A 22,475-nucleotide genomic window follows, 5' to 3' on the forward strand; every position below is an offset into this window, starting at 1 on the left:
GGCAGGGCTATCCCGCCAGCGCGGCTTTGACGACTCCGCTGACCGTGCTCATATCGATCTGCCCGGCGTGACGCGCTTTCACCTCGGCCATGACGCGGCCCATGTCCTTGGGTCCGGCAGCGCCGATCTCGGTGACGATGGCGGCGACGGCGGCTTTCACTTCATCCGGGCCCATCATGGCGGGGAGGAAGGATTCGATGACGGCAAGCTCCGCCTTTTCCTGCGCGGCGAGCTCGTCGCGGCCGCCCTGCTCGAACATGGTGATGGATTCGCGGCGCTGCTTGCCCATTTTCTGCAGCACATCGACGACGATGACGTCATCGTCGGGCACGGATTTCGCGACGCGCAGCTCGATATCGCGGTCCTTCAGCTTCGCGAGGATCAGGCGCACGGCCGCCAGCCGTTCCTTCTCGCCGGCCTTCATGGCTGCCACCTGCGCCGCCTTGATGTCGTCGCGAATCATGCTTTTCTTCCCTTTAAGAGCAAGGGGTCCGTCTAGCCGCCAAAAAGGCAAAAGAATAGATTGACGCTCCGGACCCTCGCCAATAGCTAGGCGCCTTAGCCACAAAGCACGAAACCAGAGTCGAAGGGGCCAGACCACGTGTCCGACGCCAAACCCGCGCGCGCACCCAAAGGAGCCACGGGGGTATTGATTCTCGCGGACGGCACGGTGATCTGGGGGCGCGGTTTCGGCGCCGAGGGTCATGCCGTCGGCGAGGTTTGCTTCAACACCGCGATGACCGGCTATCAGGAGGTGATGACCGATCCCTCCTACGCTGGACAGATCGTCACCTTCACCTTCCCGCACATCGGCAACGTCGGCACCAACCCCGAGGACATCGAGGCGGACACGCCTGCTGCCGTCGGCTGCGTGGTGCGGCAGGATGTGACGGCGCCGAGCAACTTCCGCAGCCTCGAAGGTTTCGACGCCTGGATGAAGCGCAAGGGGCGGGTGGGCCTGTCAGGTGTCGACACGCGCGCGCTGACGCGCCGCATCCGCCAACTCGGCGCGCCGAACGCGGTGATCGCGCACAGCCCCTCCGGCACATTTGACCTCGACGCGCTGCTCGCCGAGGCGAAGGCGTGGCCGGGTCTTGAAGGCATGGACCTTGCCAAGGACGTGACGCGCGATGCGCGGCAGGACTGGTCCGGCGGGCCGTGGCAGCTTGGGCAGGGCTATGGCGAAGGCGCCGGCCCAGGCGCAGAAGGTGGCAGGCCGCACGTCGTCGCCATCGATTACGGTGCCAAGAACAACATCCTGCGCAACCTTACTGCAGCGGGCGCGAGCGTGACAGTCGTGCCCGCGAGCGCGACATTCGAAGAGGTGATGGCGCTGCGTCCGGACGGCGTCTTCCTCTCGAACGGCCCCGGCGACCCCGCTGCGACCGGCGAATATGCCGTGCCGGTGATCCGCAGGCTGCTCGATGCGAACGTGCCGATCTTCGGCATTTGCCTCGGCCACCAGCTCCTCGGCCTCGCCGTGGGCGCGAAGACCGCGAAGATGCACCAGGGCCACCGCGGGGCGAACCACCCGGTGAAGCGCCTGTCCGACGGTCTCGTCGAGATCACCAGCATGAACCACGGCTTCGCGGTGGATGCGGACACGCTTCCCGCGAACGCGCGCGCCACGCACGTCTCGCTGTTCGACGGCTCCAACTGCGGCCTCGAACTCACCGACAAGTCGGCATTTTCCGTGCAATACCACCCCGAGGCCAGCCCCGGCCCGCAGGACAGCTTTTACCTGTTTCAGAAGTTCGTGAAGGGACTGAAGTAAAAACCATGCCCAAACGCACGGACATCTCCTCCATCCTCATCATCGGCGCGGGCCCTATTGTCATCGGGCAGGCGTGCGAGTTTGATTATTCGGGTACGCAGGCGTGCAAGGCGCTGCGCGAGGAGGGTTACCGGATCATTCTGGTGAACTCGAACCCCGCCACGATCATGACCGACCCGGACATGGCGGACGCGACCTATGTGGAGCCGATCACGCCCGAGATGGTCGCCAAGATCATCGAGAAGGAACGGCCTGACGCCGTGCTGCCGACGATGGGCGGGCAGACGGCGCTGAATACGGCGCTGGCGCTGGCGCGCGACGGGACGCTTGAAAAATACGGCGTCGAACTGATCGGTGCCGATGCCGAAGCCATCGACAAGGCTGAGGACCGCCTGAAGTTCCGCGAGGCGATGGACAAGATCGGGTTGGAAAGCGCGCGTTCGGGCATCGCGCATACGCTCGACGAGGCCTTCGAGGTGCTGGAGCGCACGGGCCTTCCCTCCATCATCCGCCCCAGCTTCACGATGGGCGGCACGGGCGGCGGCGTCGCCTATAACCGCAAGGAGTTCGAAGACATCGTGCGCGGCGGGCTCGATGCCAGCCCGACCACCGAGGTGCTGATCGAGGAATCGCTGCTCGGCTGGAAAGAGTATGAGATGGAAGTCGTCCGCGACCGGAACGACAACGCCATCATCATCTGCTCGATCGAGAACGTAGACCCGATGGGCGTTCACACGGGCGACAGCATCACCGTCGCCCCGGCGCTGACGCTGACCGACAAGGAATACCAGATCATGCGGAACGCGAGCATCGCGGTTCTGCGTGAAATCGGCGTGGAAACAGGCGGTTCGAACGTCCAGTTCGCGGTCAACCCGAAGGACGGCCGTCTCGTCGTCATCGAGATGAACCCGCGCGTGTCGCGCTCCTCGGCGCTCGCCTCGAAGGCGACTGGCTTCCCGATCGCCAAGGTCGCGGCGAAGCTTGCCGTGGGATACACGCTCGACGAGATCGAGAACGACATCACCGGTGCGACGCCCGCGAGCTTCGAGCCGACGATCGACTATGTCGTCACCAAGATCCCGCGCTTCGCGTTCGAGAAGTTCAAGGGAGCGGCAAACACGCTAACGACCGCGATGAAGTCCGTGGGCGAGGTGATGGCGATCGGCCGCTCGATCCACGAAAGTATGCAGAAGGCGCTGCGGGGGCTCGAAACCGGGCTGACCGGCTTCGACGAGGTCGAGGCGCTGGCGGGTGCGGGCAACGACGAGGTGGAAGCGGCGCTTGCGCTTGCGACGCCGGACCGGCTGCTCGTCGTTGCCGAGGCGATCCGTCGCGGCATTTCGGACGCTGATATCCACCGGCTTTCCGCTTACGACCCCTGGTTCATTGCGCGCATCCGCGAGATCGTGGACGCCGAGGAAAAGGTTCGCGAAAACGGTCTACCGAAAGGCGCTGACGATTTCCGCGCGCTGAAAGCGATGGGCTTTTCGGATGCGCGGCTGGCGACGCTTGTCGGCTGGCATGAAGCGGCGGTCGCAGAGCAGCGCCGGGGCCTTGGCGTCCGCCCAGTGTTCAAGCGCATCGACACGTGCGCCGCGGAGTTCGAGGCGAAGACGCCCTATATGTATTCGACCTACGAGGCGCCGAGCTTTGGTGCACCCGAGGACGAAAGCCAGCCTACGGACGCGAAGAAGGTCGTCATCCTGGGCGGCGGACCGAACCGGATCGGACAGGGCATCGAGTTCGACTATTGCTGCTGCCACGCCTGCTTCGCGCTCGACGAGGCGGGCTACGAGACCATCATGGTCAACTGCAACCCGGAAACGGTTTCGACCGACTACGACACGTCGGACCGCCTCTATTTCGAGCCGCTGACCACCGAAGACGTGCTCGAAATCCTGAACGTCGAGATGTCGAACGGCACGCTCGCGGGCGTGATCGTGCAGTTCGGCGGGCAGACGCCGCTGAAACTCGCGCAGGGGCTGGAGGATGCGGGCATCCCGATCCTCGGCACCTCGCCCGACGCCATCGACCTTGCCGAGGATCGCGAGCGCTTCGCGAAGCTTGTCGGCGACCTGGGTCTCAAGCAGCCCTCGAACGGTCTTGCGCGCAGCCTTGAAGAGGCGATCCGCGAGGCCGACCGCATCGGCTATCCGGTATTGCTGCGCCCATCCTACGTGCTCGGTGGCCGCGCGATGGAGGTCGTGGAGAACCAGACGCAGCTCGAAACCTACATCGCGACGGCGGTGAAGGTGTCCGGCTCATCGCCGGTGCTCGTCGACCAGTATCTCCGCGATGCCGTCGAGGTCGACGTCGATGCCCTGTCAGACGGCACGGATGTCGTCGTTGCGGGCGTGCTTCAGCACATCGAGGAAGCCGGCGTCCATTCCGGCGACAGCGCCTGCTCGCTGCCGCCCTACAGCCTCTCCGACGAGGTCGTGGCCGAGATCGAGCGGCAGACCGTGGCGCTCGCAAAGGCGCTGAAGGTCAAGGGCCTGATGAACGTGCAGTACGCCGTGAAGGACGGCGCCGTGTACCTCATCGAGGTGAACCCCCGCGCCAGCCGCACGGTGCCGTTCGTTGCCAAGGCGATCGGGCGGCCGATCGCCAAGATTGCCGCGCGCGTGATGGCGGGCGAGCCGCTGGCGTCGTTCGGGCCGATCAACCGCGACATTCCGTATATCGCCGTGAAAGAGGCCGTATTCCCGTTCGCGCGCTTCCCCGGTGTGGACCCGATCCTTGGGCCGGAGATGAAGTCGACGGGCGAGGTGATGGGCATCGACGCCGATTTCGCCACCGCCTTCGCCAAGAGCCAGCTTGGCGCGGGGACGACGCTGCCCGACAGCGGCACGGTCTTCGTTTCGGTGAAGGACACGGACAAGCCGGTGATCCTGACGGCTGCGAAGAGCCTGATCGATCTCGGCTTCCGCATCGTCGCGACCTCGGGCACGGCGAGCTACCTTGCAGAGCAGGGGATCGCGGTGGAGCCGGTCAACAAGGTACTCGAAGGGCGGCCGCACATCGTCGACCGGATCAAGGACGGCGACATCGACCTCATCTTCAACACCACCGAAGGCGCACAGAGCCTGAAGGACTCGCAATCGATCCGCGCATCGGCGCTTTACGGCAAGATTCCGTACTATACGACGGCGGCGGAATCGCTGGCGACGGTGATGGCCATCCGGGCGATGCGTCAACAACCCCTTGCAGTCCGCTCGCTGCAATCTTACTATTCTGATCTCGATACCTGATCCCCGACAGTTCTGGCGAAGAGACGGCGGATTTTCCGGCGGAGGGCCGGTTTGCCGGGGGAGTAGGCTGAGGAGTGGGTTAAGAACATGGCGACGCTTGAAAAGCTTCCGATCCTTCCGTCCGGTCATGCAAGAATGCAGACCGAGCTGCAAAAGCTGAAGACGGTGGACCGTCCCGAGGTGGTGCAGGCCATCGAGGAGGCGCGCGCGCACGGCGACCTTTCGGAAAACGCCGAATATCACGCCGCGAAGGAACGCCAGGGTCAGATCGAAGCGCAGATCATCGAGCTGGAGGACCAGCTCGCGCGTGCGCAGGTGATCGATCCGACGACGCTTTCGGGCGACAAGGTGGTGTTCGGCGCGACCGTCGATCTCCTCGACGAGGACGACAAGCCCGTCGTCTACCAGATCGTGGGGCCCTACGAGGCCGATGCCAAGCAGGGCCGCATCTCGTACACGTCCCCGCTCGGCCGCGCACTTATCGGGCGCCGCGTCGGTGAGGAGGTCGAAGTTTCGACCCCCTCCGGCGACAGGTACTACGAGATCGCCAAGCTCAACTTCATCTGAAAGGCGAAAAGCGGGTGGAAGCTGAACGCGTGGATCTCGCGACCCGCGCGATCATCATCGCCTGCGTGTTGATCCAGCTCGCGGTAACGCTGGGCGGCCCGGCTTTCGAGATGGCGATCAGCATGGGCGGCGGGCTGATCCCGGCGCGGATCGGCGGCAGCCTCATCCTCGATCACGCGATCCCGGCCCCGGCGACGCTCGTCTCTTCGATCTTCCTGCATGGAAGCTGGGCACACCTTGGCTTCAACATGCTGTTCCTTGCCTGGATCGGCCGTTTTGTGGAGGCTGTGCTCGGGCGCTGGCGCTACCTGCTGCTGTTCTTCGTCTCGGGCATTGCGGGCGGGCTCGTTCAGGTCGCGCTCGATCCCGGCTCGCCGATCCCGGTTGTGGGCGCCAGCGGGGCGATCTCGGGCGTATTCGCCGCGCACGCGATGATTTTCGGGCGTTCGGGCGGGAAGGGTGAGTTCACGCGCGCGCTGCAACTCGCGGCGCTCTGGATCGGCCTGCAGGTTGCAACCGGGCTCGTGCTCAATACGGATGGCGGCGGCATCGCGATCGGCGCGCACATCGGCGGCTTCGTGGCGGGCCTGATCACGGCGCTGCCGCTCGCGCGCGCCGCCATAGCGAAGCGGTTACGCTAAGCTGAAGGGTCGGCGTCGGGCTCCAGCAGCCGGTGCAGGTGCACGACGACGTACTTCATCGCCGCATCGTCCACCGTGCGCTGCGCATTGGCACGCCACGCGTTTTCCGCGCTCCTGAAGTCCGGGAAGATGCCGACAATGTCGAGTGCGGAGAGGTCTTCGAATTCGAGCCCGCGCGGATCTGCGACGCGTCCGCCGAACACGAGGTGGAGTTTCTGTTTTTCGGTCTGGTCCATGCAAGTGCGCTATAGCGCCTCGAACTCGCGCTGCAAGCGTTCCAGCGTCGCACCGACCCAGCGTTCGAAATCCGTCCCCTCCCACGCCCTGTGGTCGCCCTTCGCATAGGCCAGTGCGTTGCGGTGATAAATGAACGCATTCATCCGGTTCGCGATCCAGCTGTTATGTGTGCGGATCACTTTGGCCGGGGAGCCGACGACGATGCTGTTCGGCGGCACCTCGGTGCCGTCGCGCACGAAGGCGTGCTGGCCGACGATGCTGTTGTCGCCGATCACGGCATCGTTGAAAATCGTGGCGTTCACGCCGACGAGCACATTGTTGCCGAGCTTGCAGCCATGGATCGTCGCGTGGTGGGTGATGGAGCAATAGTCGCCGATCTCCACCGCGCGGCCCGGCTCGGCGTGGATCATCACGAAATCCTGGATGTTCGTGAAGCGCCCGATGCGGATGTGCTCCGCCTCCGATCGCATGACCGCATTGCACCAGACCGAGGCGCCTTCCTCGACACAAACGCGACCGTAAAGCTGCGCCGACGGATGGATGAAGGCCGCAGCTTCACAGTCGAGGACGGATGTCATGCGGACTTGCGGTCCCTCATGAACTGAACGAGCGCATCGAAGCCGTTTTTCTGGATATAGGCCGTGAAATCGGCCTCCTGCGTGAGCGACAGATTCACGCCGGCCACCGTGAGGTTGTCGACAACATACTTGCCGCTTTCGTTCTTCTTCACGGTCCAGATCGAATCGATCGGCTGTGCGCCGTTCTTGCGGATGACGCGGGCATAAACGTCGATGGTCCCACGCGTGCCGCGGGGTACCGTGCGGAGAACCTTGAGCTCGCTGTCCGCGAACTCGAACAGGTTGTCCGTGTAAGTATCGACCACGTAGTTCGGGAACGCCACCTGATAGGCCTGATACTGCTGCTTGCTGATCGTCCGCACATGGCGGCGGATAAGGCGGTTGCCGATGTCGGTCACCGCGAAGTTCTCCTTGAGGAGGGCGCGGAACTTGGTGCGAACGTCATTCTTGTCGTTCGACTTGTCGCGCAGCACGGCATAGGCGCGCTGGGAGAGGTCGGCAATGAAGACGCCGGCAGCCTTGCCGTTGTCGGCAGGCGCTGTTGTTTGCGCCGCAAGGCTGACAGCGGGCGTGGCAACGGCGGCCGAGGCAAGAAGAATCGCAATCGCGCGAATGAACATTGATAGAACTCCGTCCGTTCGGCGTACGCTTAGCGCGACGCCTTCAAGAGATAATCGACGACCGCCTTGCGCTCGTCAGGCTTCTTCAACCCGACAAAGGCCATCGAGGTTCCCGGAACCACCTTGCGGGGATTGTCGAGATATGTGTCGAGCTTGTCTGCAGTCCACGTGAAACCGGCTTTCTTCATCGCCGGCGAATAGCGCGGGAAGCTCTTTTCGCTGCCCGCAGTGCGCCCGATCAGCTTCTTGAGCGATGGCCCCTGACGCGGCTTTTCACCTGCCTGCGCCGGGTCCCAGTGGCAGATACCGCAGCGGCTCTTGAACAGTTGCGCTCCATCGGCAGCCGCCGCCGGACCGGAAATCAGCACAACGAAAGCTGAGAGGGCAACCAGCTTGAGCGCGCATGTTTTCATGTGGGTAGCTTTCTTTTCCATGCGTATGGAATGCGCGATCCCCTGTGAATCGGCGATTAATCGGTAATGTTTTTCGGGCTATTGTAAAGGGATGGACCCGCTTCTGCCCTCTCTTGCCGACGTCGAACGGCTGCAGGAGAACGCGAATCCTGATGCCCGCCGCGCGCTCGCACTGAAGCTCGGGCACAGCTACACGCAGCGCCTGTTCGGCGACCGCGAACGCGGAATCGCGGACGATATCGTGCGCGCGATCGCCCACGACGTGGAGGTGGAGGTGCGCAAGGCGCTGGCGCAGACCATCGCTTCAAGCACGGATATTCCGCAGGATGTGGCGCTGCGCATGGCGCACGACGTCATCGAAGTCGCCGAGCCGATCCTGAAGGCGAGCGACCTTCTCGACGACGACATGCTGGTCGAAATCGTGAAATCGAGGAGCGAAGACCACCGCGTCGCCATCGCGGCGCGGCCCATAGTGCGGGAGCCGGTTGCCGCGGCGATCGTCGAACATGCCGAGGTGCGGGCGGTGTCGACGCTTGCCGCCAACGCCGGTGCGGACATCGCGGAAGCGGCGATGGCGCGTGCCGTCGAACGCTTCGGCGATGAAGAGGCTGTGGCGATGCCGCTCGCCGATCGCCCATCGCTGCCGCTTGCCATCGCGGAACGGCTCGTTGCACTGGTTTCCAGTCGCCTCCGGGCGCGCATGGCCGGGGAGGGCGACCGCTTCCAACAGTTCGCGAAGGGGCTTTCGCAGGTTTCCGAAGGCGCGGCGTTCATACTCGGCGGCGGCGAAACGGACGTGCTCGACCTCATTGCTATGGTCGATCAGCTGCACGCCGCCGGAAAGCTGCAGCCCTCGCTCGTCATACGGGCGGGGCGGCTCGGTGATCGCGAACTGATGCAGGCGGTCGTCTCGCGCCTCACCGGGCTTCGGTACGGCCTTGTCGTCGAAGCCTTCGATCAGCCAGACTCCGCGCGGCGGATGCTGCGCGAAGTCGGGCTCGTACCGTCGGAAATCGACGAAGTGGTACCGGCTGCCGCCTAGGCGAGTTCGGCAGGGCCTTCATCTTCGGCACTGCTACCGTTCACGGTCTTGCCCTTGCCGCGAACGGCGGATGTCGCAGACTTCGCGACCTCGGCTGCACCTTCCTTGATCTCGCTGAAACGCAGCTTTGCGGCTTCCTTGATGCCGAGCTCGGCAAGCTTCGCTTCGCCGGCCGTGCGCGCGACCCGGGCCGCCGTACGCGCCGTCGATGCAAGCTTATCGCGAACAGGGCCGATGGCGCGGTTCTCGCCGCTGCTGCGCGGGAGCAGAGCGCCGATGATGGCGCCGAGTGCAGCGCCCGCAAGCACGGCAGTGAGCGGGTTCTGGTCAACGCTTTCTGCGGTGCGTTCGCGCGCTCTAGCAGCCTGCTCCTTCGCACGCTCCGAGTAGTCCGCAGCACGTTCGCGCGCGGTTTCCCAGGCGTCATTGGCATGTTGGCGCGCGGAAGCGAACTTTTCGCCTGCAACCTCGCGTGCAGCCTGTGCCTTGTGCGTCACCGTTTCGCGCGCCTGCTGCACGGTCTGCTTCACGCTTTCCAGCCGGTCCTTGCCCGGCGCTTCGTTGCCGAAGTCATCTTCGTACTCGCTCATGGCGGTTGCCTTTCTGCTTTTCCGATGGTGCCGCGCGCCCGCCACCATGCCGGCAAGTGCGCCGACGATGGAGATCGCGCCAAGATTGTCGCGCGCTGCCTGGCGGCCGCGTGCAACCAGTTCTGCCCCCCGTTCAGTCGCCGCATCGATCGCCTCGTTTGCGATCGTGCGGGGATCGAGCCGGTGCCGGATCTCGCCGACGGTCAGCGCGATCCTCCGCCGCGCCTCGGCGGCTTCCGCTTCATAAAGGGCCGTATCGACGGTCTTGTCGTTCACGTTTCGCTCCGGTGGCGCAGCAGGGATGGGGGCTCGACCACAATCTCAAGGCGCTTGCGTCCTTCAACAAACAGCAGCCACGACGCTCCCGCGGCGATCACCGTAACGATCACCACCGCAAGGAAGAAACCGACATGGGGCCCGAGCAACACGACGAGCGCCGTCGCAATCCCCATCAGCGCCACGAACGCCAACGCGACCGAGGCGCTGAGCAAACCGAGCGGCAACCGCGCAAGCTGGAGCCGTCGTGCGATCTTCGCTTCGGCAATACGAACTTCCGCCTGCAGCAGATCGCCGCCTTCGTCGACAAGGCGCTCGAAGAGATCGGAGATCTTTACGTCCTGATCGGCCACCCCTGTTGGTCCTCTCAGGCTTGGGCGTCGTCGTTGCGGCTGGCTTTGAAGAAGCGCGAGATGATGAAGCCGGCAGCGGCCGCGGCGGCGATCACCAGCACCGGCGAACGGCGCACCATTTCACGCGTGTCGTCGATGATGTCGTCGACCGTCTTCTCGCGCATCCGCTGCGCGAAGGATTCCACCGAATCGGCGGCTGAATTGATGATGTTCGCGAGCGGCTCCGCCTGCGTGCCTTTCAGCTTGTCGGCGGCTTCGCGCGTGACATTCGAGACACTGCCAAGCGTTTCGGCGGCGCGGGTCTTGCCTTCCTCGGCAGCGCTGCGCGCCTTCGTCGAGGCTTCGGTCTTGAACTTGCTGGCTTCAGCCTTGATCGTGGCCAGCCGGTCCGTTTTCGCGGCAACTGGATCGGCAGCAGCAGGCGCGGGGAGAGTGTCGGACATGCCAATTCCTTTCGGGCTTACGGGGGCTGTAATAGAACAATAGAACAGGATGTTGGTTCCGTCGTGGGCAAAAACAAGGCGGCATTGCGACAATGGCCGAACAAGCGGCGTTGCCCCACGCGCCGAGGCTGATTAAGAGCGCGCACGAACGATATTTTCACCAGCCGGAGCGACGCCATGACCGCGATCATCGACATCCACGCCAGACAGATTCTCGACAGCCGCGGCAATCCCACCGTGGAGGTCGAGGTGACGCTGGAGGATGGCGCTTTCGGCCGTGCAGCCGTACCCTCGGGCGCCTCGACGGGGGCCTATGAGGCGGTGGAGCTTCGCGACGGCGACAAGAGTCGCTGGCTCGGCAAGGGCGTCGAGAAGGCGTGCGCCGCCGTTGATGGTGAAATTCAGGATGCCCTGCTCGGCATGGACGCCGAAGACCAGCTCGAACTTGATAGCACGCTGATCGCACTCGATGGCACGCCGAACAAGGCGCGGCTCGGCGCCAACGCCATTCTCGGCGTCAGCCTCGCGGCAGCAAAGGCAGCAGCGGATTCGCGCGGACTTCCGCTCTACCGCTATGTCGGTGGCGTCTCGGCGAGCGTACTGCCGGTGCCGATGATGAACATCCTGAATGGTGGTGCACACGCCGACAACCCGATCGATTTTCAGGAATTCATGATCATGCCGGTCGGCGCCGAGAGCTTCGGCGAGGGGCTGCGCTGGGGTGCGGAGATCTTCCACACGCTGAAGAAGTCGCTGCACGACAAAGGGCTCGCGACCGCCGTCGGCGACGAGGGCGGCTTCGCGCCGAACCTGGCGAGCGCCGAAGCCGCGCTCGACTTCATCATGGGCGCGGTGGAAAAGGCCGGTTTCAAGGTGGGTGACGAGGTGATGCTGGCGCTCGACTGCGCCTCCACCGAATTCCACAAGAACGGCAAGTACGAGATGACGGGCGAGGGCAAGTCGCTGTCGTCGGCCGAGATGGTGGACTTCCTTGCAAACCTTTGTGACCGCTACCCGATCATCTCGATCGAAGACGGGATGGGCGAGGACGATTGGGACGGCTGGAAGCTGCTCACCGACCGCGTCGGAAACCGTGTCCAGCTCGTTGGCGACGACCTCTTCGTGACGAACCCGGCGCGTCTTCGCGACGGCATTGCAAAGGGCACCGCGAACTCCATTCTGGTGAAAGTTAACCAGATTGGCACGCTCTCCGAAACGCTCGAAGCCGTGAACACGGCGCACCGCGCGCGCTACACGGCGGTGATGTCGCACCGCTCGGGCGAGACTGAGGACGCGACCATCGCCGACCTCGCCGTTGCGACGAACTGCGGCCAGATCAAGACCGGCAGCATGGCGCGTTCGGACCGGCTCGCGAAGTACAACCAGCTCATCCGCATCGCCGAGGAACTGGGCGATGCTGCCACATATGCGGGTCGATCGATTCTCCGCGCAAAATAACGCTTGAATCATTGGGATTCGCGTGATTCAAAGGCGGACGTGAGCGAACCCGTCCGCCTTGTCTCCTATATCCGCTCAGCGTGGCTTCCCGCGCTGTGTATTGGCCTCGTCGCGTTCTTCGGATGGCACGCGGTTGCGGGCGATACGGGCATTCTCGCGCTCGGCGGCTACAAGGCCGAAGAGGTGCGTCTTGCGAAGGAAGCGGCCGTGGTCGCGAAGCGCAAGGCGGATCTTGAGCGCAAGGTTGCGCTCCTCAGCCCCTCGAAGGTCGATCCCGACCTTGCCGACGAGCTCGTGCGCGAGAATCTGGGCCTCGTCCGCGAAGACGAGTTCGTCATCCGTCTCGACAAATAAGCGATCAAGGTTCGCGCTCGCGCTTGAACTTTACACGCGGTCGCACGTATAGCGGCGGTGAAGTAAAAAACTTTACCCTGCGAACCAGAGGAGGGGATTATCGCCGCGCGAACCAAAGAGGCGAAAACTGCGCCCAAGCCCAAACCTGCCGCTCGTAAAACAAAAACGGAAGCGCAGCACCGCAAATCCGAAGCGCGCGAGGGGCTGGACCGTCTGCCCGACTATTCCCCTTACAAGGCCAGCGTCGACGAACTCCTCGATTTCTACCGCCAAATGCTGCTCATCCGCCGTTTCGAAGAAAAGGCCGGCCAGCTTTACGGCATGGGGCTGATTGGCGGCTTCTGCCACCTCTACATCGGACAGGAAGCGGTCGTCGTCGGCCTCCAGTCCGCGCTCAAGGCCGGCGACAGCGTCATCACCGGTTACCGGGACCACGGCCACATGCTCGCCTGCGGCATCGAATCGCGCGCCGTGATGGCGGAGTTGACCGGTCGCGCCGCGGGCATTTCGAAGGGCAAGGGCGGCTCGATGCACATGTTCAGCGTCGAGCACGGCTTCTACGGCGGCCACGGCATCGTTGCCGCGCAGGTGCCGCTCGGCACCGGGCTTGCTTTCGCACACAAGTACAAGGGCGACGGCAACGTCTGCCTCACCTATTTCGGCGACGGCGCGGCGAACCAGGGCCAAGTGTACGAAAGCTTCAACATGGCGGAGCTGTGGAAGCTCCCCGTGGTTTATGTGATCGAGAACAACCAGTACGCCATGGGCACCAGCGTCAACCGCGCGAGCGCGGAAGACCAGCTTTACCGTCGCGGCGAGAGTTTCCGCATCGAAGGCATCCAGGTGAACGGCATGGATGTGCTCGAAGTGCGTGGTGCCGCCCAGATGGCCATCGAATGGGTCCGCTCGGGCAAGGGCCCGCTGCTCCTCGAGCTGAAGACCTACCGCTATCGCGGCCATTCCATGTCCGACCCCGCGAAATACCGGTCGCGCGAGGAAGTGCAGGCGATGCGCGAAAAGTCCGATCCGATCGAGGCCGCGAAAAAGCACCTGCTGGCGGCAGGCGTGGACGAAGCGAAGCTCAAGGATATCGAGAAGGAGGTGCGGGCCATCGTCAACGATTCTGCCGACTTCGCCGAGCAGGCGCCCGAGCCGGAGCTTTCCGAGCTGTATACCGACGTGCTGGTGGGGAGTTACTAATGGCGATCGAGATCAAGCTACCCGCCATGTCTCCCACGATGGAGGAGGGAACGCTCGCCAAGTGGCTGGTGAAGGAAGGCGACGACGTGAAGCCCGGTGATGTGATCGCCGAGATCGAGACCGACAAGGCGACGATGGAGCTTGAAACCGATGAGGGCGGCATCCTCTCGAAGATCCTCGTGCCCGCGGGTTCGGACGGCGTTGCGGTCGGTACACTGATCGCAGTGATCGACAACGGTGAAGGCGAAGTTGCCGCCAAGGCCGAAAAGCCCGCCGTCAAGGAAGAAGCACCGGCAGCGCTGCCGGAGCAGAAGATCGAAGCCCCGTCGGGCGCGAAGGCGATCCCGACCCCGCAGCCGGAAATCGCGAACGATCCGGAAATCCCGGCAGGAACCAACCTCCGTCGCATGACCGTGCGCGAGGCACTGCGCGATGCGATGGCCGAGGAGATGCGCACTGACAGCCGCGTCTTCGTGATGGGTGAGGAGGTCGCCGAGTACCAGGGCGCCTACAAGGTGACGCAGGGCCTGCTCGAGGAGTTCGGGCCGGCGCGCGTCATCGACACGCCGATCACCGAATACGGTTTCGCGGGTGTCGGCACCGGGGCGGCGATGGGCGGGCTTCGGCCGATCGTCGAGTTCATGACCTTTAATTTCGCTATGCAGGCGATCGACCACATCGTGAACTCGGCCGCCAAGACGAACTACATGTCGGGCGGCCAGATGCGTTGCCCGATGGTGTTCCGCGGCCCCAACGGCGCGGCGTCGCGCGTTGGCGCGCAGCACAGCCAGAACTACGGCCCGTGGTACGCGAGCGTACCCGGCCTCATCGTGATCGCGCCATACAGCGCGGCAGACGCGAAGGGGCTGCTGAAGGCCGCGATCCGTTCGCCCGATCCGGTCGTGTTTCTCGAAAACGAGTTGCTTTACGGCCAGAGCTTCGATGTGCCCGAGGTCGAGGATTATGTTCTCCCCATCGGCAAGGCGCGGATCGCGCGCGAGGGGCGTGATGTCACCATCGTCTCTTACTCGATCGGCGTCGGCGTTGCGCTCGACGCGGCGAAGACACTGGCGGAGGACGGGATCGAGGCCGAGGTCGTCGATCTTCGCACCCTGCGCCCGCTCGACCGTGCCACCGTGCTCGCCAGCCTCAAGAAGACGAACCGCATGGTCGTCGTCGAGGAAGGCTGGCCGCAGTGTTCGATCGCCTCGGAAATCATGGCGAGTGTGATGGAGCAAGGCTTCGACGATCTCGATGCCCCCGTCCTCCGCGTTACCAATGTCGATGTTCCGCTGCCCTATGCGGCGAACCTCGAAAAAGCCGCCCTCGTGAAAGCCGCTGACGTTGTCGCCGCTGCCAAGCGCGTTACCTACAAGGACTGAACATGCCGATTGACATTACAATGCCCGCGCTGTCGCCGACGATGGAGACGGGAACGCTCGCGAAATGGCTGGTGAAGGAAGGCGACAAGGTTTCGCCGGGCGACGTTATCGCCGAGATCGAGACCGACAAGGCCACAATGGAAGTGGAAGCCATCGACGAGGGCGTCGTCGCGAAGATCGTCGTCGCGGCGGGAACGGAGGACGTTCCGGTCGGCCAGCTCATTGCCGTGCTCGCGGAAGAGGGCGAAGCGGTTGCTGCGCCCAAGGTGGAGAAAGCCGAGCCGAAAGAGGTGCCAGCGGCTCCGAAAGCTGAAGAAAAGCCCGCGCCTGCGCCCGAACCGGTGAAGGCTGAAGCGCCGAAGCCGGCGGCGCCCGCCCCGACGACAACGGATTCGGGCGACCGCCTGAAGGCAAGCCCGCTCGCGCGCCGTATAGCCGAAGCCAAGGGCATCGACCTTGGTGACGTGCAGGGCAGTGGCCCCGGCGGCCGTGTCGTGAAGGCGGACCTCGATGTCGGGAAACCGGCGGCTGCTGCGCCCACCAAGGCGGCTGCACCGACGCCGGTGGCGGCTCCTGCAGCGTTCGAAACCGAGATTCCGCACGAAGCCATCAAGCTCTCGAACATGCGCAAGACCATTGCGCGGCGCCTCACGGAGGCGAAGCAGACGATCCCGCACATCTACCTCACCGTGGATATCGAACTCGATGCGCTCCTGAAGCTGCGCGGCGAGCTGAACGCGGCACTGGAAGCGCGCGGCGTGAAGCTCAGCGTCAATGATCTGCTGATTAAGGCGCTCGCCACCGCGCTGATCGAGGTGCCGGAGTGCAATGTCTCGATCTCGGGCGACCAGCTCTTCAAGTATAGCCGCGCCGACGTTTCGGTCGCGGTGTCGATCCCGAACGGTCTGATCACGCCGATCATCGTGGGTGCGAACGGCAAGAGCCTGTCCGCTATCGCGACCGAGATGAAGGAACTCGCGGGCCGGGCCAAGGAAGGCAAGCTGCAGCCGCACGATTACCAGGGCGGCACCGCCTCCATCTCCAACATGGGCATGTACGGCATCAAGCAGTTCGAGGCCGTCATCAACCCGCCGCAGGGGATGATCATGGCGATCGGCGCTGGCGAGAAGCGGCCGTTCATCGTGAACGATGCGCTCGCCATCGCCACGGTGATGTCGGCGACCGGCAGCTTCGACCACCGCGCTATCGACGGCGCGGACGGCGCGCGCCTGATGCAGGCGTTCAAGAGCCTTGTTGAAAACCCGCTCACCCTGCTCGCGTAAGGATCGGCCATGTCCAGCTATGATCTCATCGTCCTCGGCTCCGGGCCGGGGGGCTATGTCGCTGCCATCCGGGCGGCGCAGCTTGGAATGAAGACGGCCATCGTCGAGCGTGAGCGGCTTGGCGGCATCTGCCTCAACTGGGGGTGTATCCCCACGAAGGCGCTGCTGCGCTCGTCGGAGATCTTCCATTATCTGACCCACGCTTCCGCTTATGGTCTCAACGTCGAGAAGCCGTCGTTCGACATCAAGGCCGTGGTGGCGCGCAGTCGCAAGGTCGCCGATCAGCTGAACGGTGGCGTCAAGGGGCTGATGAAGAAGCACAAGATCGACGTTCACGAGGGCGTCGGCACGCTGACGGCGAAGGGCAAGCTCTCCGTTACCAAGGACGGCAAGACGACCGAGCTTTCGGCGAAGAACATCATCGTCGCGACCGGCGCGCGTGCCCGCGAGCTTCCGTTCGCCAAGGCCGACGGCAAGCGCATCTGGACGTATCGCCACGCGCTAGTGCCGGAAACGGTGCCGGAAAAGCTGCTGGTGATCGGATCGGGAGCCATCGGCATCGAGTTCGCGAGCTTCTATTCGGACCTTGGCGCGAAGGTGACGGTCGTGGAGATGCTGGAACGCATCCTCCCCGTGGAGGATGCCGAGGTCAGCGCCTTCATGGAAAAGCAGCTCACCAAGCAGGGCATGGCGATCCACACAAAGACCGGCGTCCAGAAGCTGGAAGCGACCGCCAAAGGCGTGAAGGCCGAGATCAAGTTTGCCGACGGCAAGGCCGAAACGCAGGAGTTCAGCCACGTTATCGTCGCGGTTGGCATCGTGCCGAACGTCGAGGATATCGGCCTCGAAAAGCTCGGCGTGAAGCAACTCCCGAACAAGCATATCGAGACGGACGGCTACGGCCGCACCAGCGTGGACGGCATCTGGGCGATCGGCGACGTCACCAGCGGACCTTGGCTCGCGCACAAGGCGATGCACGAGGCGGTCATCTGCGTCGAAAAGATGGCGGGCGTGAAGGATGTTCACGCGATGAGCACCGCCAACATCCCCGGCTGCACCTACTCACGCCCGCAGGTCGCCTCTGTGGGCCTCACCGAGGCGAAGGCGAAAGAAGCCGGATACAAGGTGAAAGTCGGCAAGTTCCCGGCCATCGGCAACGGCAAGGCGATCGCGCTCGGTGAGACCGAGGGCTTCGTGAAGACCGTGTTCGATGAAGCGACGGGCGAGCTTCTGGGCGCGCACATGGTAGGCGCGGAAGTCACCGAGCTGATCCAGGGCTATGTCGTTGCGCGCGAGCTGGAGACGACCGAGGCCGAGCTGATGGGCACGACCTTCCCGCACCCGACGCTTTCGGAAATGATGCACGAAAGCGTGCTCGCGGCTTACGGCCGCCCGCTTCACATCTGATGGGGAGGGGGGGCGCCGCGTCAGATGACGCCGAGCGCCCGCATCGCCTCCGCCACGCGGATGAAGCCAGCGATGTTCGCGCCTGCGACATAGTTGCCGGGGTCGCCGTATGCGTCCGCCGTTTCGGCGCAGCGTTCGTGGATGCCGCGCATGATGTTCGCGAGCCGGGCTTCGGTGTCCTCGAACGACCAGCTGTCGCGCGAGGCGTTCTGCTGCATTTCGAGCGCGCTGGTGGCGACGCCGCCCGCGTTGGTGGCCTTGCCGGGGCCGAACAGGACGCCCGCGTCCTGAAACGCGCGGACGGCTTCGGGCGTGCACGGCATGTTCGCGCCTTCACCCACCGCGATGACGCGATTTTTCACCAGCGTACGGGCATCTGATCCGGTGAGCTCGTTCTGCGTGGCGCAGGGCATGGCAACGTCGCAGGGCACATCCCAGATCGTGCCATTCGGCACGAACTGTGCGCCATCACGCCGGATTTCGGCGTAGTCGGCGATACGCGCTCGGCGGGTTTCCTTGATTTCCTTCAGGAGATCGAGATCGATTCCGCGCTTGTCGACGACATAGCCCGCAGAGTCCGAGCAGGCGACGACCTTGCCGCCGAGGCTGAGAATTTTCTCGATCGTGTAGACGGCGACATTGCCCGAACCCGAGACGACGACGGTGCGGCCATCGAAATCGAGACCGCGCGACTTCAGCATCTCCGAGACGAAATAGACGGCGCCGTAACCCGTCGCCTCGGTGCGGACCTTGGAGCCACCCCAGGTCAGACCCTTGCCGGTGAGCACGCCGGATTCATAGCGGTTGGTGATACGCTTGTACTGGCCGAACATGTAGCCAAGCTCGCGCTGACCGACGCCGATGTCGCCCGCCGGCACGTCCGTATGCTCGCCGATGTGGCGGTAAAGTTCTGTCATGAAGGACTGACAGAAGCGCATGATCTCGCCTTCGGAGCGACCCTTGGGATCGAAATCCGACCCACCCTTGCCGCCACCGATCGGGAGGCCCGTAAGCGCGTTCTTGAACACCTGCTCGAAGCCGAGGAACTTGACCGTGCCGAGCAGCACGCTCGGGTGGAAGCGAAGCCCGCCCTTGTAGGGGCCGAGCGCCGAGTTGAACTCGACGCGGAAGCCGCGGTTGATCTGGACCTGCCCCTTGTCGTCTACCCATGGCACACGGAAGATGATCTGGCGCTCAGGCTCGCAGATTCGTTCGATCAGCGCGCCGTCGGCATAATCGGGATGTTTGGCGACCACCGTGCCGAGGCTGTCCAGAACCTCGCGGACGGCCTGATGGAATTCCACCTCGGCGGGGTTGCGTCGCAAAACCTCAGCGTAGATCGGTTCCAGCTTTTCATCGATGGTCGACACGAATGATCCTTCCCCTGTGCTATCGGCGCGGGGAAAGCGGAAAATTCAATAATCTTGCAAGAAAACTTTGAAACGTCGTGAAATTTTCGGATTCAATCCCGCAAATTCGGATACAGACCTGAGAACATCGAGATATTCAGGAAACTATCCCGCAGGAGTAAAATTGCCTGTGGTCTCGTCGAGGACGTGAAGGACACCATCGCGGATCGCGAAATAGGCACCGATCAGCCTCAGCTTACCGGACGCCTCACGCTCCGGGATGCACGGGAAGGTACGCAGATTCTGGAGAGAGACCTTCACGGCCTCAAGTTCCAGCGCGTATTCCACGTCGCGATCCACACGGCCGCCATGATCGTGGAGGATGCGGTCTCGCGCCTCGTCCAGAAGGTCGATCCAGTGCGCGATGAAGCCGCCCGCACCGGCGGGAGCGCCTTCGAACTTGCGGGTGAGGGCGGCCTGAACGCCGCCGCAGCCGCCATGGCCCATCACGACGACGTTCTCGACCTCGAGCTGCGTCACGGCGAACTCCAGCGCGGCGGAAACGCCGTGGCGGCCGCCGCCGATCTCGAATGGCGGAACGAGGTTCGCGATGTTGCGCACCGTGAAGATCTCGCCCGGCCCCACGTCGAAGATCATCGCCGGATCGACGCGGCTGTCGGAGCAGGAAATGATCATGGTCTTGGGGCTTTGGCTAGACCTCAGCGAGTCGTAGCGCGCCTTCTGGGCGAGATAGGCGCCGCCGCGAAACCGGCGATAGCCATCGATCAGTTCATCGAAGCCAGACATGGGAAATCGGCTAACCCGTTCATGCCTGCCATGCAAGAACTGACGGTTGGATTATCGGTTCGTGGCCGCTATCTAGGCGCGCATGGCAGACGCTGATCCCGCACCCGTTTCCCCAATCCGCACCCGCAAGCCGGACTGGCTGCGCGTGAAGGCGCCGACAAGTGTTGGCTTCGCGCAGACACGCAAGCTGATGCGGAACCTCGGCCTCAACACCGTGTGCGAGGAAGCCGCGTGCCCGAACATCGGTGAGTGCTGGACGCAGAAGCACGCGACCGTGATGATCCTCGGCGACACGTGCACGCGCGCCTGCGCCTTCTGCAATGTGAAGACGGGGATGCCGAATCCGGTCGATCCGCTGGAGCCGGAGCATGTCGCGACCGCGGCTGCGGAACTGGGTCTCGAGCACATCGTCATCACCAGCGTCGACCGCGACGACCTCGCGGATGGTGGTGCCACGCAGTTCGTGCGCGTGATCGAGGCGCTGCGCCGCCGCGCGCCGAACACGACCATCGAAATCCTGACGCCAGACTTCCGCAACAAGGCCGACGAAGCCGTGAAGCGCATCGTCGACGCGCGGCCCGACGTCTACAACCACAACCTCGAAACCGTGCCGAGGCTGTATCCGACGATCCGGCCCGGCGCGCGCTACTACCACTCGCTGCGCCTGCTCGAACGCGTGAAGACGCTCGACCCCACGATCTTCACCAAGTCCGGCCTTATGGTCGGGCTCGGCGAGGAACGGCTGGAGATTCATCAGGTGATGGATGACATGCGCTCTGCCGACATCGATTTCCTCACGATCGGCCAGTATCTGCAGCCGACACCGCGTCATGCGAAGGTGATCGATTTCGTGACGCCGGACGCGTTCAAGTCTTACGCATCGCTCGGCCGCGCCAAGGGTTTCGCGCTCGTCGCGGCCTCGCCGCTGACGCGCTCGTCATACCACGCGGGCGACGACTTTGCGAAGCTCAAGGCCGCGCGTCTCGCAAAGCATCAACGCGCCGATGCCTGAACACCGCGAGGTCCGGGTTCTTCCGTACACGCCGGAGCAGCTCTTTGACCTCGTCGCCGATGTGGGCCGCTACGGCGAGTTCCTGCCGTGGGTGATCGCGACGCGCGTGAAGTCACGCAGCGAAACGGAAATGGTCGCCGACATGGTCGTCGGCTTCAAAGTGTTCCGGGAGACGTTCACCAGCCGTGTGGTGCTGGACAGGCCGCATCATATCCACATCGACTATGTCTCGGGACCGCTCAAGTTCCTCTACAATGACTGGCGGTTCAAGGCGGTGGGCGGTGGTACGGAAGTCGACTTCCACGTCGATTTCGCGTTCCGGCAATCGATCCTGAACGCGCTCGCTGGCGCGTATTTCCACGAAGCCTTCCGCAAGATGGTGACGGCGTTCGAAACGCGCGCCGCCAAAGTCTATGCGGCAGCGGACGCGTCTTCTGGCAGCAACAGTTCGAGCGCGCAGCGCACAGCCTGAAGCCGGATGCCGGTGCGGCCAATGTCGCCGAACTGCTTCATGTCCGCCACCACATCTTCGGGGTCCGCGTCACGGATCGCGCGGGCGAACACTACGGTGCCGACAGGCTTCGATTCCGATCCACCGTCCGGCCCGGCAATGCCAGTTATCGCCACGGCAACGTCCGCATCGCTGTGTGCGAGCGCGCCCTGCGCCATCGCCCAGGCTGTCGCGATTGAAACCGCGCCGAAGGTTTCCAGCACATCGCCATGTACGTCGAGCTGCGCCGTCTTGGCCTCATTCGAATAGGTAACGAAACCGCGCTCCAGTACGGCTGAGGAACCAGGAATCTCGGTAATCGCGCCACAGACAAGGCCTCCCGTGCAGGATTCAGCCAGCACGACCTTGCGCCCCGCCGCCACGTTCAGTTCCACCACGCGGCGTGCTAGCGCGATGATCTCGTCGTCGAACAATGTCACTCATTTGCTCCCAGCGGGCAAAGTTGAGGGCCGGACGGGGACTTGCCGGCACCGATACGCATGAAGGCCGTGATCAGGCGCGCGATCTGCGCATCCTGCAAAGGCAGCAAGGCGTCCACGAGATCATTGGCCATGGCGCAGTCGCTCGCCGACATATCCTTGATGATCGCGCTCGCCGTCACGCTCGCGACGAGCGGACGCATGGCGTCGCTCTGCTTGCGCATTTCGTCAGCAACGGCTTTGTCTTCCTGCTGGCCCAGAAAATGATCGAGCACCACTGGCCAAGCAGTGTCTCCGCGCGCTTTGAAACGTGTGCGGAGCTGCGGCTGCGCGGCGACGATCGCTGGCGAAACGGCAGCGTGCCCGGCGCCGCATTGCTCCGCCACGATTGGCGCTACGGTCGCGAGCAGGAAATCGGAAAAGGCGAGGGCCTGCTTTTCGTTCATGCAATCCTTGCCGGTTTCAGCATGGGCACTGGAAGCCGCAAGACTCGCCAAGGCCAGAATGA

The 22,475-nt window shown here is 63.9% G+C and carries 25 protein-coding genes; 13 read left to right on the forward strand and 12 right to left on the reverse strand.

The annotated features are described in order from the left end of the window. Window positions 1–7: 7 nt before the first annotated feature. Entirely contained in the window at window positions 8–463 is a 456-nt protein-coding gene (locus tag ACFQ00_RS17510) for a GatB/YqeY domain-containing protein (RefSeq protein WP_381493890.1), read from the reverse strand. Window positions 464–601: 138 nt separating this feature from the next. On the opposite strand from ACFQ00_RS17510, the gene carA reads away from it, so the two are divergent. The 4 genes from carA to ACFQ00_RS17530 all read left to right on the forward strand — a co-directional run bounded on the left by carA (window position 602) and on the right by ACFQ00_RS17530 (window position 6,233). Further along, window positions 602–1,774, forward strand: coding sequence for a glutamine-hydrolyzing carbamoyl-phosphate synthase small subunit (gene carA, locus ACFQ00_RS17515; RefSeq protein ID WP_381493893.1), 1,173 nt, complete (start codon window positions 602–604; stop codon window positions 1,772–1,774). Between the two features lie 5 nt (window positions 1,775–1,779). Further along, window positions 1,780–5,025, forward strand: a complete 3,246-nt coding sequence (gene carB / locus ACFQ00_RS17520; RefSeq protein WP_381493896.1) for a carbamoyl-phosphate synthase large subunit — start codon at window positions 1,780–1,782, stop codon at window positions 5,023–5,025. Window positions 5,026–5,112: 87 nt separating this feature from the next. After that, the gene (gene greA / locus ACFQ00_RS17525; RefSeq protein WP_381493899.1) at window positions 5,113–5,592 is read left to right on the forward strand and encodes a transcription elongation factor GreA; all 480 of its coding nucleotides are present in this window, start codon (window positions 5,113–5,115) and stop codon (window positions 5,590–5,592) included. A 29-nt stretch (window positions 5,593–5,621) separates the two neighbouring features. Beyond that, window positions 5,622–6,233 carry a rhomboid family intramembrane serine protease gene (locus tag ACFQ00_RS17530; RefSeq protein WP_381493902.1) on the forward strand — a complete coding sequence of 204 codons (612 nt, stop codon included), beginning with the start codon at window positions 5,622–5,624 and terminating at the stop codon, window positions 6,231–6,233. Here the strand turns inward: ACFQ00_RS17530 and ACFQ00_RS17535 are convergent. The 4 genes from ACFQ00_RS17535 to ACFQ00_RS17550 are packed head-to-tail and all read right to left on the reverse strand — an operon-like array spanning window position 6,230 to window position 8,081. Next, window positions 6,230–6,469, reverse strand: coding sequence for a DUF4170 domain-containing protein (locus ACFQ00_RS17535; RefSeq protein WP_381493905.1), 240 nt, complete (start codon window positions 6,467–6,469; stop codon window positions 6,230–6,232). The two genes, ACFQ00_RS17530 and ACFQ00_RS17535, sit on opposite strands and share 4 nt — an antisense overlap. A gap of 9 nt (window positions 6,470–6,478) precedes the next feature. Next, the gene (locus ACFQ00_RS17540; RefSeq protein WP_381493908.1) at window positions 6,479–7,048 is read right to left on the reverse strand and encodes a gamma carbonic anhydrase family protein; all 570 of its coding nucleotides are present in this window, start codon (window positions 7,046–7,048) and stop codon (window positions 6,479–6,481) included. Continuing rightward, window positions 7,045–7,668, reverse strand: a complete 624-nt coding sequence (locus tag ACFQ00_RS17545; RefSeq protein WP_381493911.1) for an MlaC/ttg2D family ABC transporter substrate-binding protein — start codon at window positions 7,666–7,668, stop codon at window positions 7,045–7,047. The genes ACFQ00_RS17540 and ACFQ00_RS17545 overlap by 4 nt, the downstream gene beginning before the upstream one ends. A gap of 29 nt (window positions 7,669–7,697) precedes the next feature. Continuing rightward, window positions 7,698–8,081 (reverse strand): c-type cytochrome, encoded by a 384-nt coding sequence (locus ACFQ00_RS17550; RefSeq protein WP_381493914.1) that lies wholly within the window; start codon window positions 8,079–8,081, stop codon window positions 7,698–7,700. Window positions 8,082–8,172: 91 nt separating this feature from the next. On the opposite strand from ACFQ00_RS17550, the gene ACFQ00_RS17555 reads away from it, so the two are divergent. Next, window positions 8,173–9,123, forward strand: a complete 951-nt coding sequence (locus ACFQ00_RS17555) for a DUF2336 domain-containing protein (RefSeq protein ID WP_381493917.1) — start codon at window positions 8,173–8,175, stop codon at window positions 9,121–9,123. Here the strand turns inward: ACFQ00_RS17555 and ACFQ00_RS17560 are convergent. Genes ACFQ00_RS17560 through ACFQ00_RS17570 form a run of 3 tightly spaced genes read right to left on the reverse strand, consistent with a single transcriptional unit; the run spans window position 9,120 to window position 10,785 of the window. Beyond that, a complete protein-coding gene (locus tag ACFQ00_RS17560; protein WP_381493920.1) occupies window positions 9,120–9,989 on the reverse strand; it encodes a hypothetical protein in 870 nt (289 codons plus the stop codon). The genes ACFQ00_RS17555 and ACFQ00_RS17560 overlap by 4 nt on opposite strands. Next, window positions 9,986–10,342 (reverse strand): phage holin family protein, encoded by a 357-nt coding sequence (locus ACFQ00_RS17565; RefSeq protein WP_381493922.1) that lies wholly within the window; start codon window positions 10,340–10,342, stop codon window positions 9,986–9,988. Before ACFQ00_RS17565 ends, ACFQ00_RS17560 begins: the two co-directional genes overlap by 4 nt. 14 nt (window positions 10,343–10,356) lie before the next feature. Beyond that, window positions 10,357–10,785 carry a hypothetical protein gene (locus tag ACFQ00_RS17570; RefSeq protein ID WP_381493925.1) on the reverse strand — a complete coding sequence of 143 codons (429 nt, stop codon included), beginning with the start codon at window positions 10,783–10,785 and terminating at the stop codon, window positions 10,357–10,359. 177 nt (window positions 10,786–10,962) lie between these two features. On the opposite strand from ACFQ00_RS17570, the gene eno reads away from it, so the two are divergent. From eno to lpdA, 6 genes are all read left to right on the forward strand, one after another. Continuing rightward, window positions 10,963–12,243: a phosphopyruvate hydratase gene (gene eno, locus ACFQ00_RS17575; protein WP_381493927.1), complete on the forward strand. Its 1,281-nt coding sequence runs from the start codon at window positions 10,963–10,965 to the stop codon at window positions 12,241–12,243. A 39-nt stretch (window positions 12,244–12,282) separates the two neighbouring features. Next, a complete protein-coding gene (locus ACFQ00_RS17580; protein WP_374592946.1) occupies window positions 12,283–12,597 on the forward strand; it encodes an FtsB family cell division protein in 315 nt (104 codons plus the stop codon). Between the two features lie 204 nt (window positions 12,598–12,801). Then, the gene (gene pdhA, locus ACFQ00_RS17585; RefSeq protein WP_381495254.1) at window positions 12,802–13,797 is read left to right on the forward strand and encodes a pyruvate dehydrogenase (acetyl-transferring) E1 component subunit alpha; all 996 of its coding nucleotides are present in this window, start codon (window positions 12,802–12,804) and stop codon (window positions 13,795–13,797) included. Next, window positions 13,797–15,179, forward strand: a complete 1,383-nt coding sequence (locus tag ACFQ00_RS17590; RefSeq protein ID WP_381493932.1) for a pyruvate dehydrogenase complex E1 component subunit beta — start codon at window positions 13,797–13,799, stop codon at window positions 15,177–15,179. Before pdhA ends, ACFQ00_RS17590 begins: the two co-directional genes overlap by 1 nt. Before the next feature lie 2 nt (window positions 15,180–15,181). Beyond that, the gene (locus ACFQ00_RS17595) at window positions 15,182–16,462 is read left to right on the forward strand and encodes a pyruvate dehydrogenase complex dihydrolipoamide acetyltransferase (protein WP_381493936.1); all 1,281 of its coding nucleotides are present in this window, start codon (window positions 15,182–15,184) and stop codon (window positions 16,460–16,462) included. A gap of 9 nt (window positions 16,463–16,471) precedes the next feature. Beyond that, window positions 16,472–17,869 carry a dihydrolipoyl dehydrogenase gene (gene lpdA / locus ACFQ00_RS17600; protein WP_381493940.1) on the forward strand — a complete coding sequence of 466 codons (1,398 nt, stop codon included), beginning with the start codon at window positions 16,472–16,474 and terminating at the stop codon, window positions 17,867–17,869. 20 nt (window positions 17,870–17,889) lie between these two features. Here the strand turns inward: lpdA and gdhA are convergent, their stop codons facing one another. Then, window positions 17,890–19,239: an NADP-specific glutamate dehydrogenase gene (gdhA, locus tag ACFQ00_RS17605; protein ID WP_381493942.1), complete on the reverse strand. Its 1,350-nt coding sequence runs from the start codon at window positions 19,237–19,239 to the stop codon at window positions 17,890–17,892. A 144-nt stretch (window positions 19,240–19,383) separates the two neighbouring features. Then, on the reverse strand, window positions 19,384–20,025 hold the full coding sequence (locus ACFQ00_RS17610) for a carbonic anhydrase (protein WP_381493945.1): 642 nt from the start codon (window positions 20,023–20,025) through the stop codon (window positions 19,384–19,386). Window positions 20,026–20,107: 82 nt separating this feature from the next. Between ACFQ00_RS17610 and lipA the strand changes: the two genes are divergently transcribed. Together lipA and ACFQ00_RS17620 are read left to right on the forward strand one after the other, a co-directional pair. Further along, window positions 20,108–21,037: a lipoyl synthase gene (gene lipA, locus ACFQ00_RS17615; protein ID WP_381493948.1), complete on the forward strand. Its 930-nt coding sequence runs from the start codon at window positions 20,108–20,110 to the stop codon at window positions 21,035–21,037. Beyond that, entirely contained in the window at window positions 21,030–21,509 is a 480-nt protein-coding gene (locus ACFQ00_RS17620) for a type II toxin-antitoxin system RatA family toxin (protein WP_381493951.1), read from the forward strand. The genes lipA and ACFQ00_RS17620 overlap by 8 nt, the downstream gene beginning before the upstream one ends. Here the strand turns inward: ACFQ00_RS17620 and ACFQ00_RS17625 are convergent. Further along, the gene (locus ACFQ00_RS17625; RefSeq protein ID WP_381493954.1) at window positions 21,449–21,967 is read right to left on the reverse strand and encodes a CinA family protein; all 519 of its coding nucleotides are present in this window, start codon (window positions 21,965–21,967) and stop codon (window positions 21,449–21,451) included. The genes ACFQ00_RS17620 and ACFQ00_RS17625 overlap by 61 nt on opposite strands. Further along, the gene (locus ACFQ00_RS17630) at window positions 21,964–22,413 is read right to left on the reverse strand and encodes a hypothetical protein (RefSeq protein ID WP_381493956.1); all 450 of its coding nucleotides are present in this window, start codon (window positions 22,411–22,413) and stop codon (window positions 21,964–21,966) included. Before ACFQ00_RS17630 ends, ACFQ00_RS17625 begins: the two co-directional genes overlap by 4 nt. Window positions 22,414–22,475 lie beyond the last annotated feature (62 nt).

Source organism: Sphingosinicella xenopeptidilytica, assembly GCF_042676985.1.
GTDB lineage: Bacteria > Pseudomonadota > Alphaproteobacteria > Sphingomonadales > Sphingomonadaceae > Sphingosinicella > Sphingosinicella xenopeptidilytica.

What these genes read in the sequence shown, in the direction of transcription:
- ACFQ00_RS17510 (WP_381493890.1), bottom strand. Translation starts at nt 463, where the DNA reads ATGATTCGCGACGACATCAAGGCGGCGCAGGTGGCAGCCATGAAGGCC.
- carB (WP_381493896.1), top strand. Translation starts at nt 1,780, where the DNA reads ATGCCCAAACGCACGGACATCTCCTCCATCCTCATCATCGGCGCGGGC.
- greA (WP_381493899.1), top strand. Translation starts at nt 5,113, where the DNA reads ATGGCGACGCTTGAAAAGCTTCCGATCCTTCCGTCCGGTCATGCAAGA.
- ACFQ00_RS17535 (WP_381493905.1), bottom strand. Translation starts at nt 6,469, where the DNA reads ATGGACCAGACCGAAAAACAGAAACTCCACCTCGTGTTCGGCGGACGC.
- ACFQ00_RS17540 (WP_381493908.1), bottom strand. Translation starts at nt 7,048, where the DNA reads ATGACATCCGTCCTCGACTGTGAAGCTGCGGCCTTCATCCATCCGTCG.
- ACFQ00_RS17545 (WP_381493911.1), bottom strand. Translation starts at nt 7,668, where the DNA reads ATGTTCATTCGCGCGATTGCGATTCTTCTTGCCTCGGCCGCCGTTGCC.
- ACFQ00_RS17550 (WP_381493914.1), bottom strand. Translation starts at nt 8,081, where the DNA reads ATGAAAACATGCGCGCTCAAGCTGGTTGCCCTCTCAGCTTTCGTTGTG.
- ACFQ00_RS17555 (WP_381493917.1), top strand. Translation starts at nt 8,173, where the DNA reads ATGGACCCGCTTCTGCCCTCTCTTGCCGACGTCGAACGGCTGCAGGAG.
- ACFQ00_RS17570 (WP_381493925.1), bottom strand. Translation starts at nt 10,785, where the DNA reads ATGTCCGACACTCTCCCCGCGCCTGCTGCTGCCGATCCAGTTGCCGCG.
- eno (WP_381493927.1), top strand. Translation starts at nt 10,963, where the DNA reads ATGACCGCGATCATCGACATCCACGCCAGACAGATTCTCGACAGCCGC.
- ACFQ00_RS17590 (WP_381493932.1), top strand. Translation starts at nt 13,797, where the DNA reads ATGGCGATCGAGATCAAGCTACCCGCCATGTCTCCCACGATGGAGGAG.
- ACFQ00_RS17595 (WP_381493936.1), top strand. Translation starts at nt 15,182, where the DNA reads ATGCCGATTGACATTACAATGCCCGCGCTGTCGCCGACGATGGAGACG.
- lpdA (WP_381493940.1), top strand. Translation starts at nt 16,472, where the DNA reads ATGTCCAGCTATGATCTCATCGTCCTCGGCTCCGGGCCGGGGGGCTAT.
- ACFQ00_RS17610 (WP_381493945.1), bottom strand. Translation starts at nt 20,025, where the DNA reads ATGTCTGGCTTCGATGAACTGATCGATGGCTATCGCCGGTTTCGCGGC.
- lipA (WP_381493948.1), top strand. Translation starts at nt 20,108, where the DNA reads ATGGCAGACGCTGATCCCGCACCCGTTTCCCCAATCCGCACCCGCAAG.
- ACFQ00_RS17620 (WP_381493951.1), top strand. Translation starts at nt 21,030, where the DNA reads ATGCCTGAACACCGCGAGGTCCGGGTTCTTCCGTACACGCCGGAGCAG.
- ACFQ00_RS17630 (WP_381493956.1), bottom strand. Translation starts at nt 22,413, where the DNA reads ATGAACGAAAAGCAGGCCCTCGCCTTTTCCGATTTCCTGCTCGCGACC.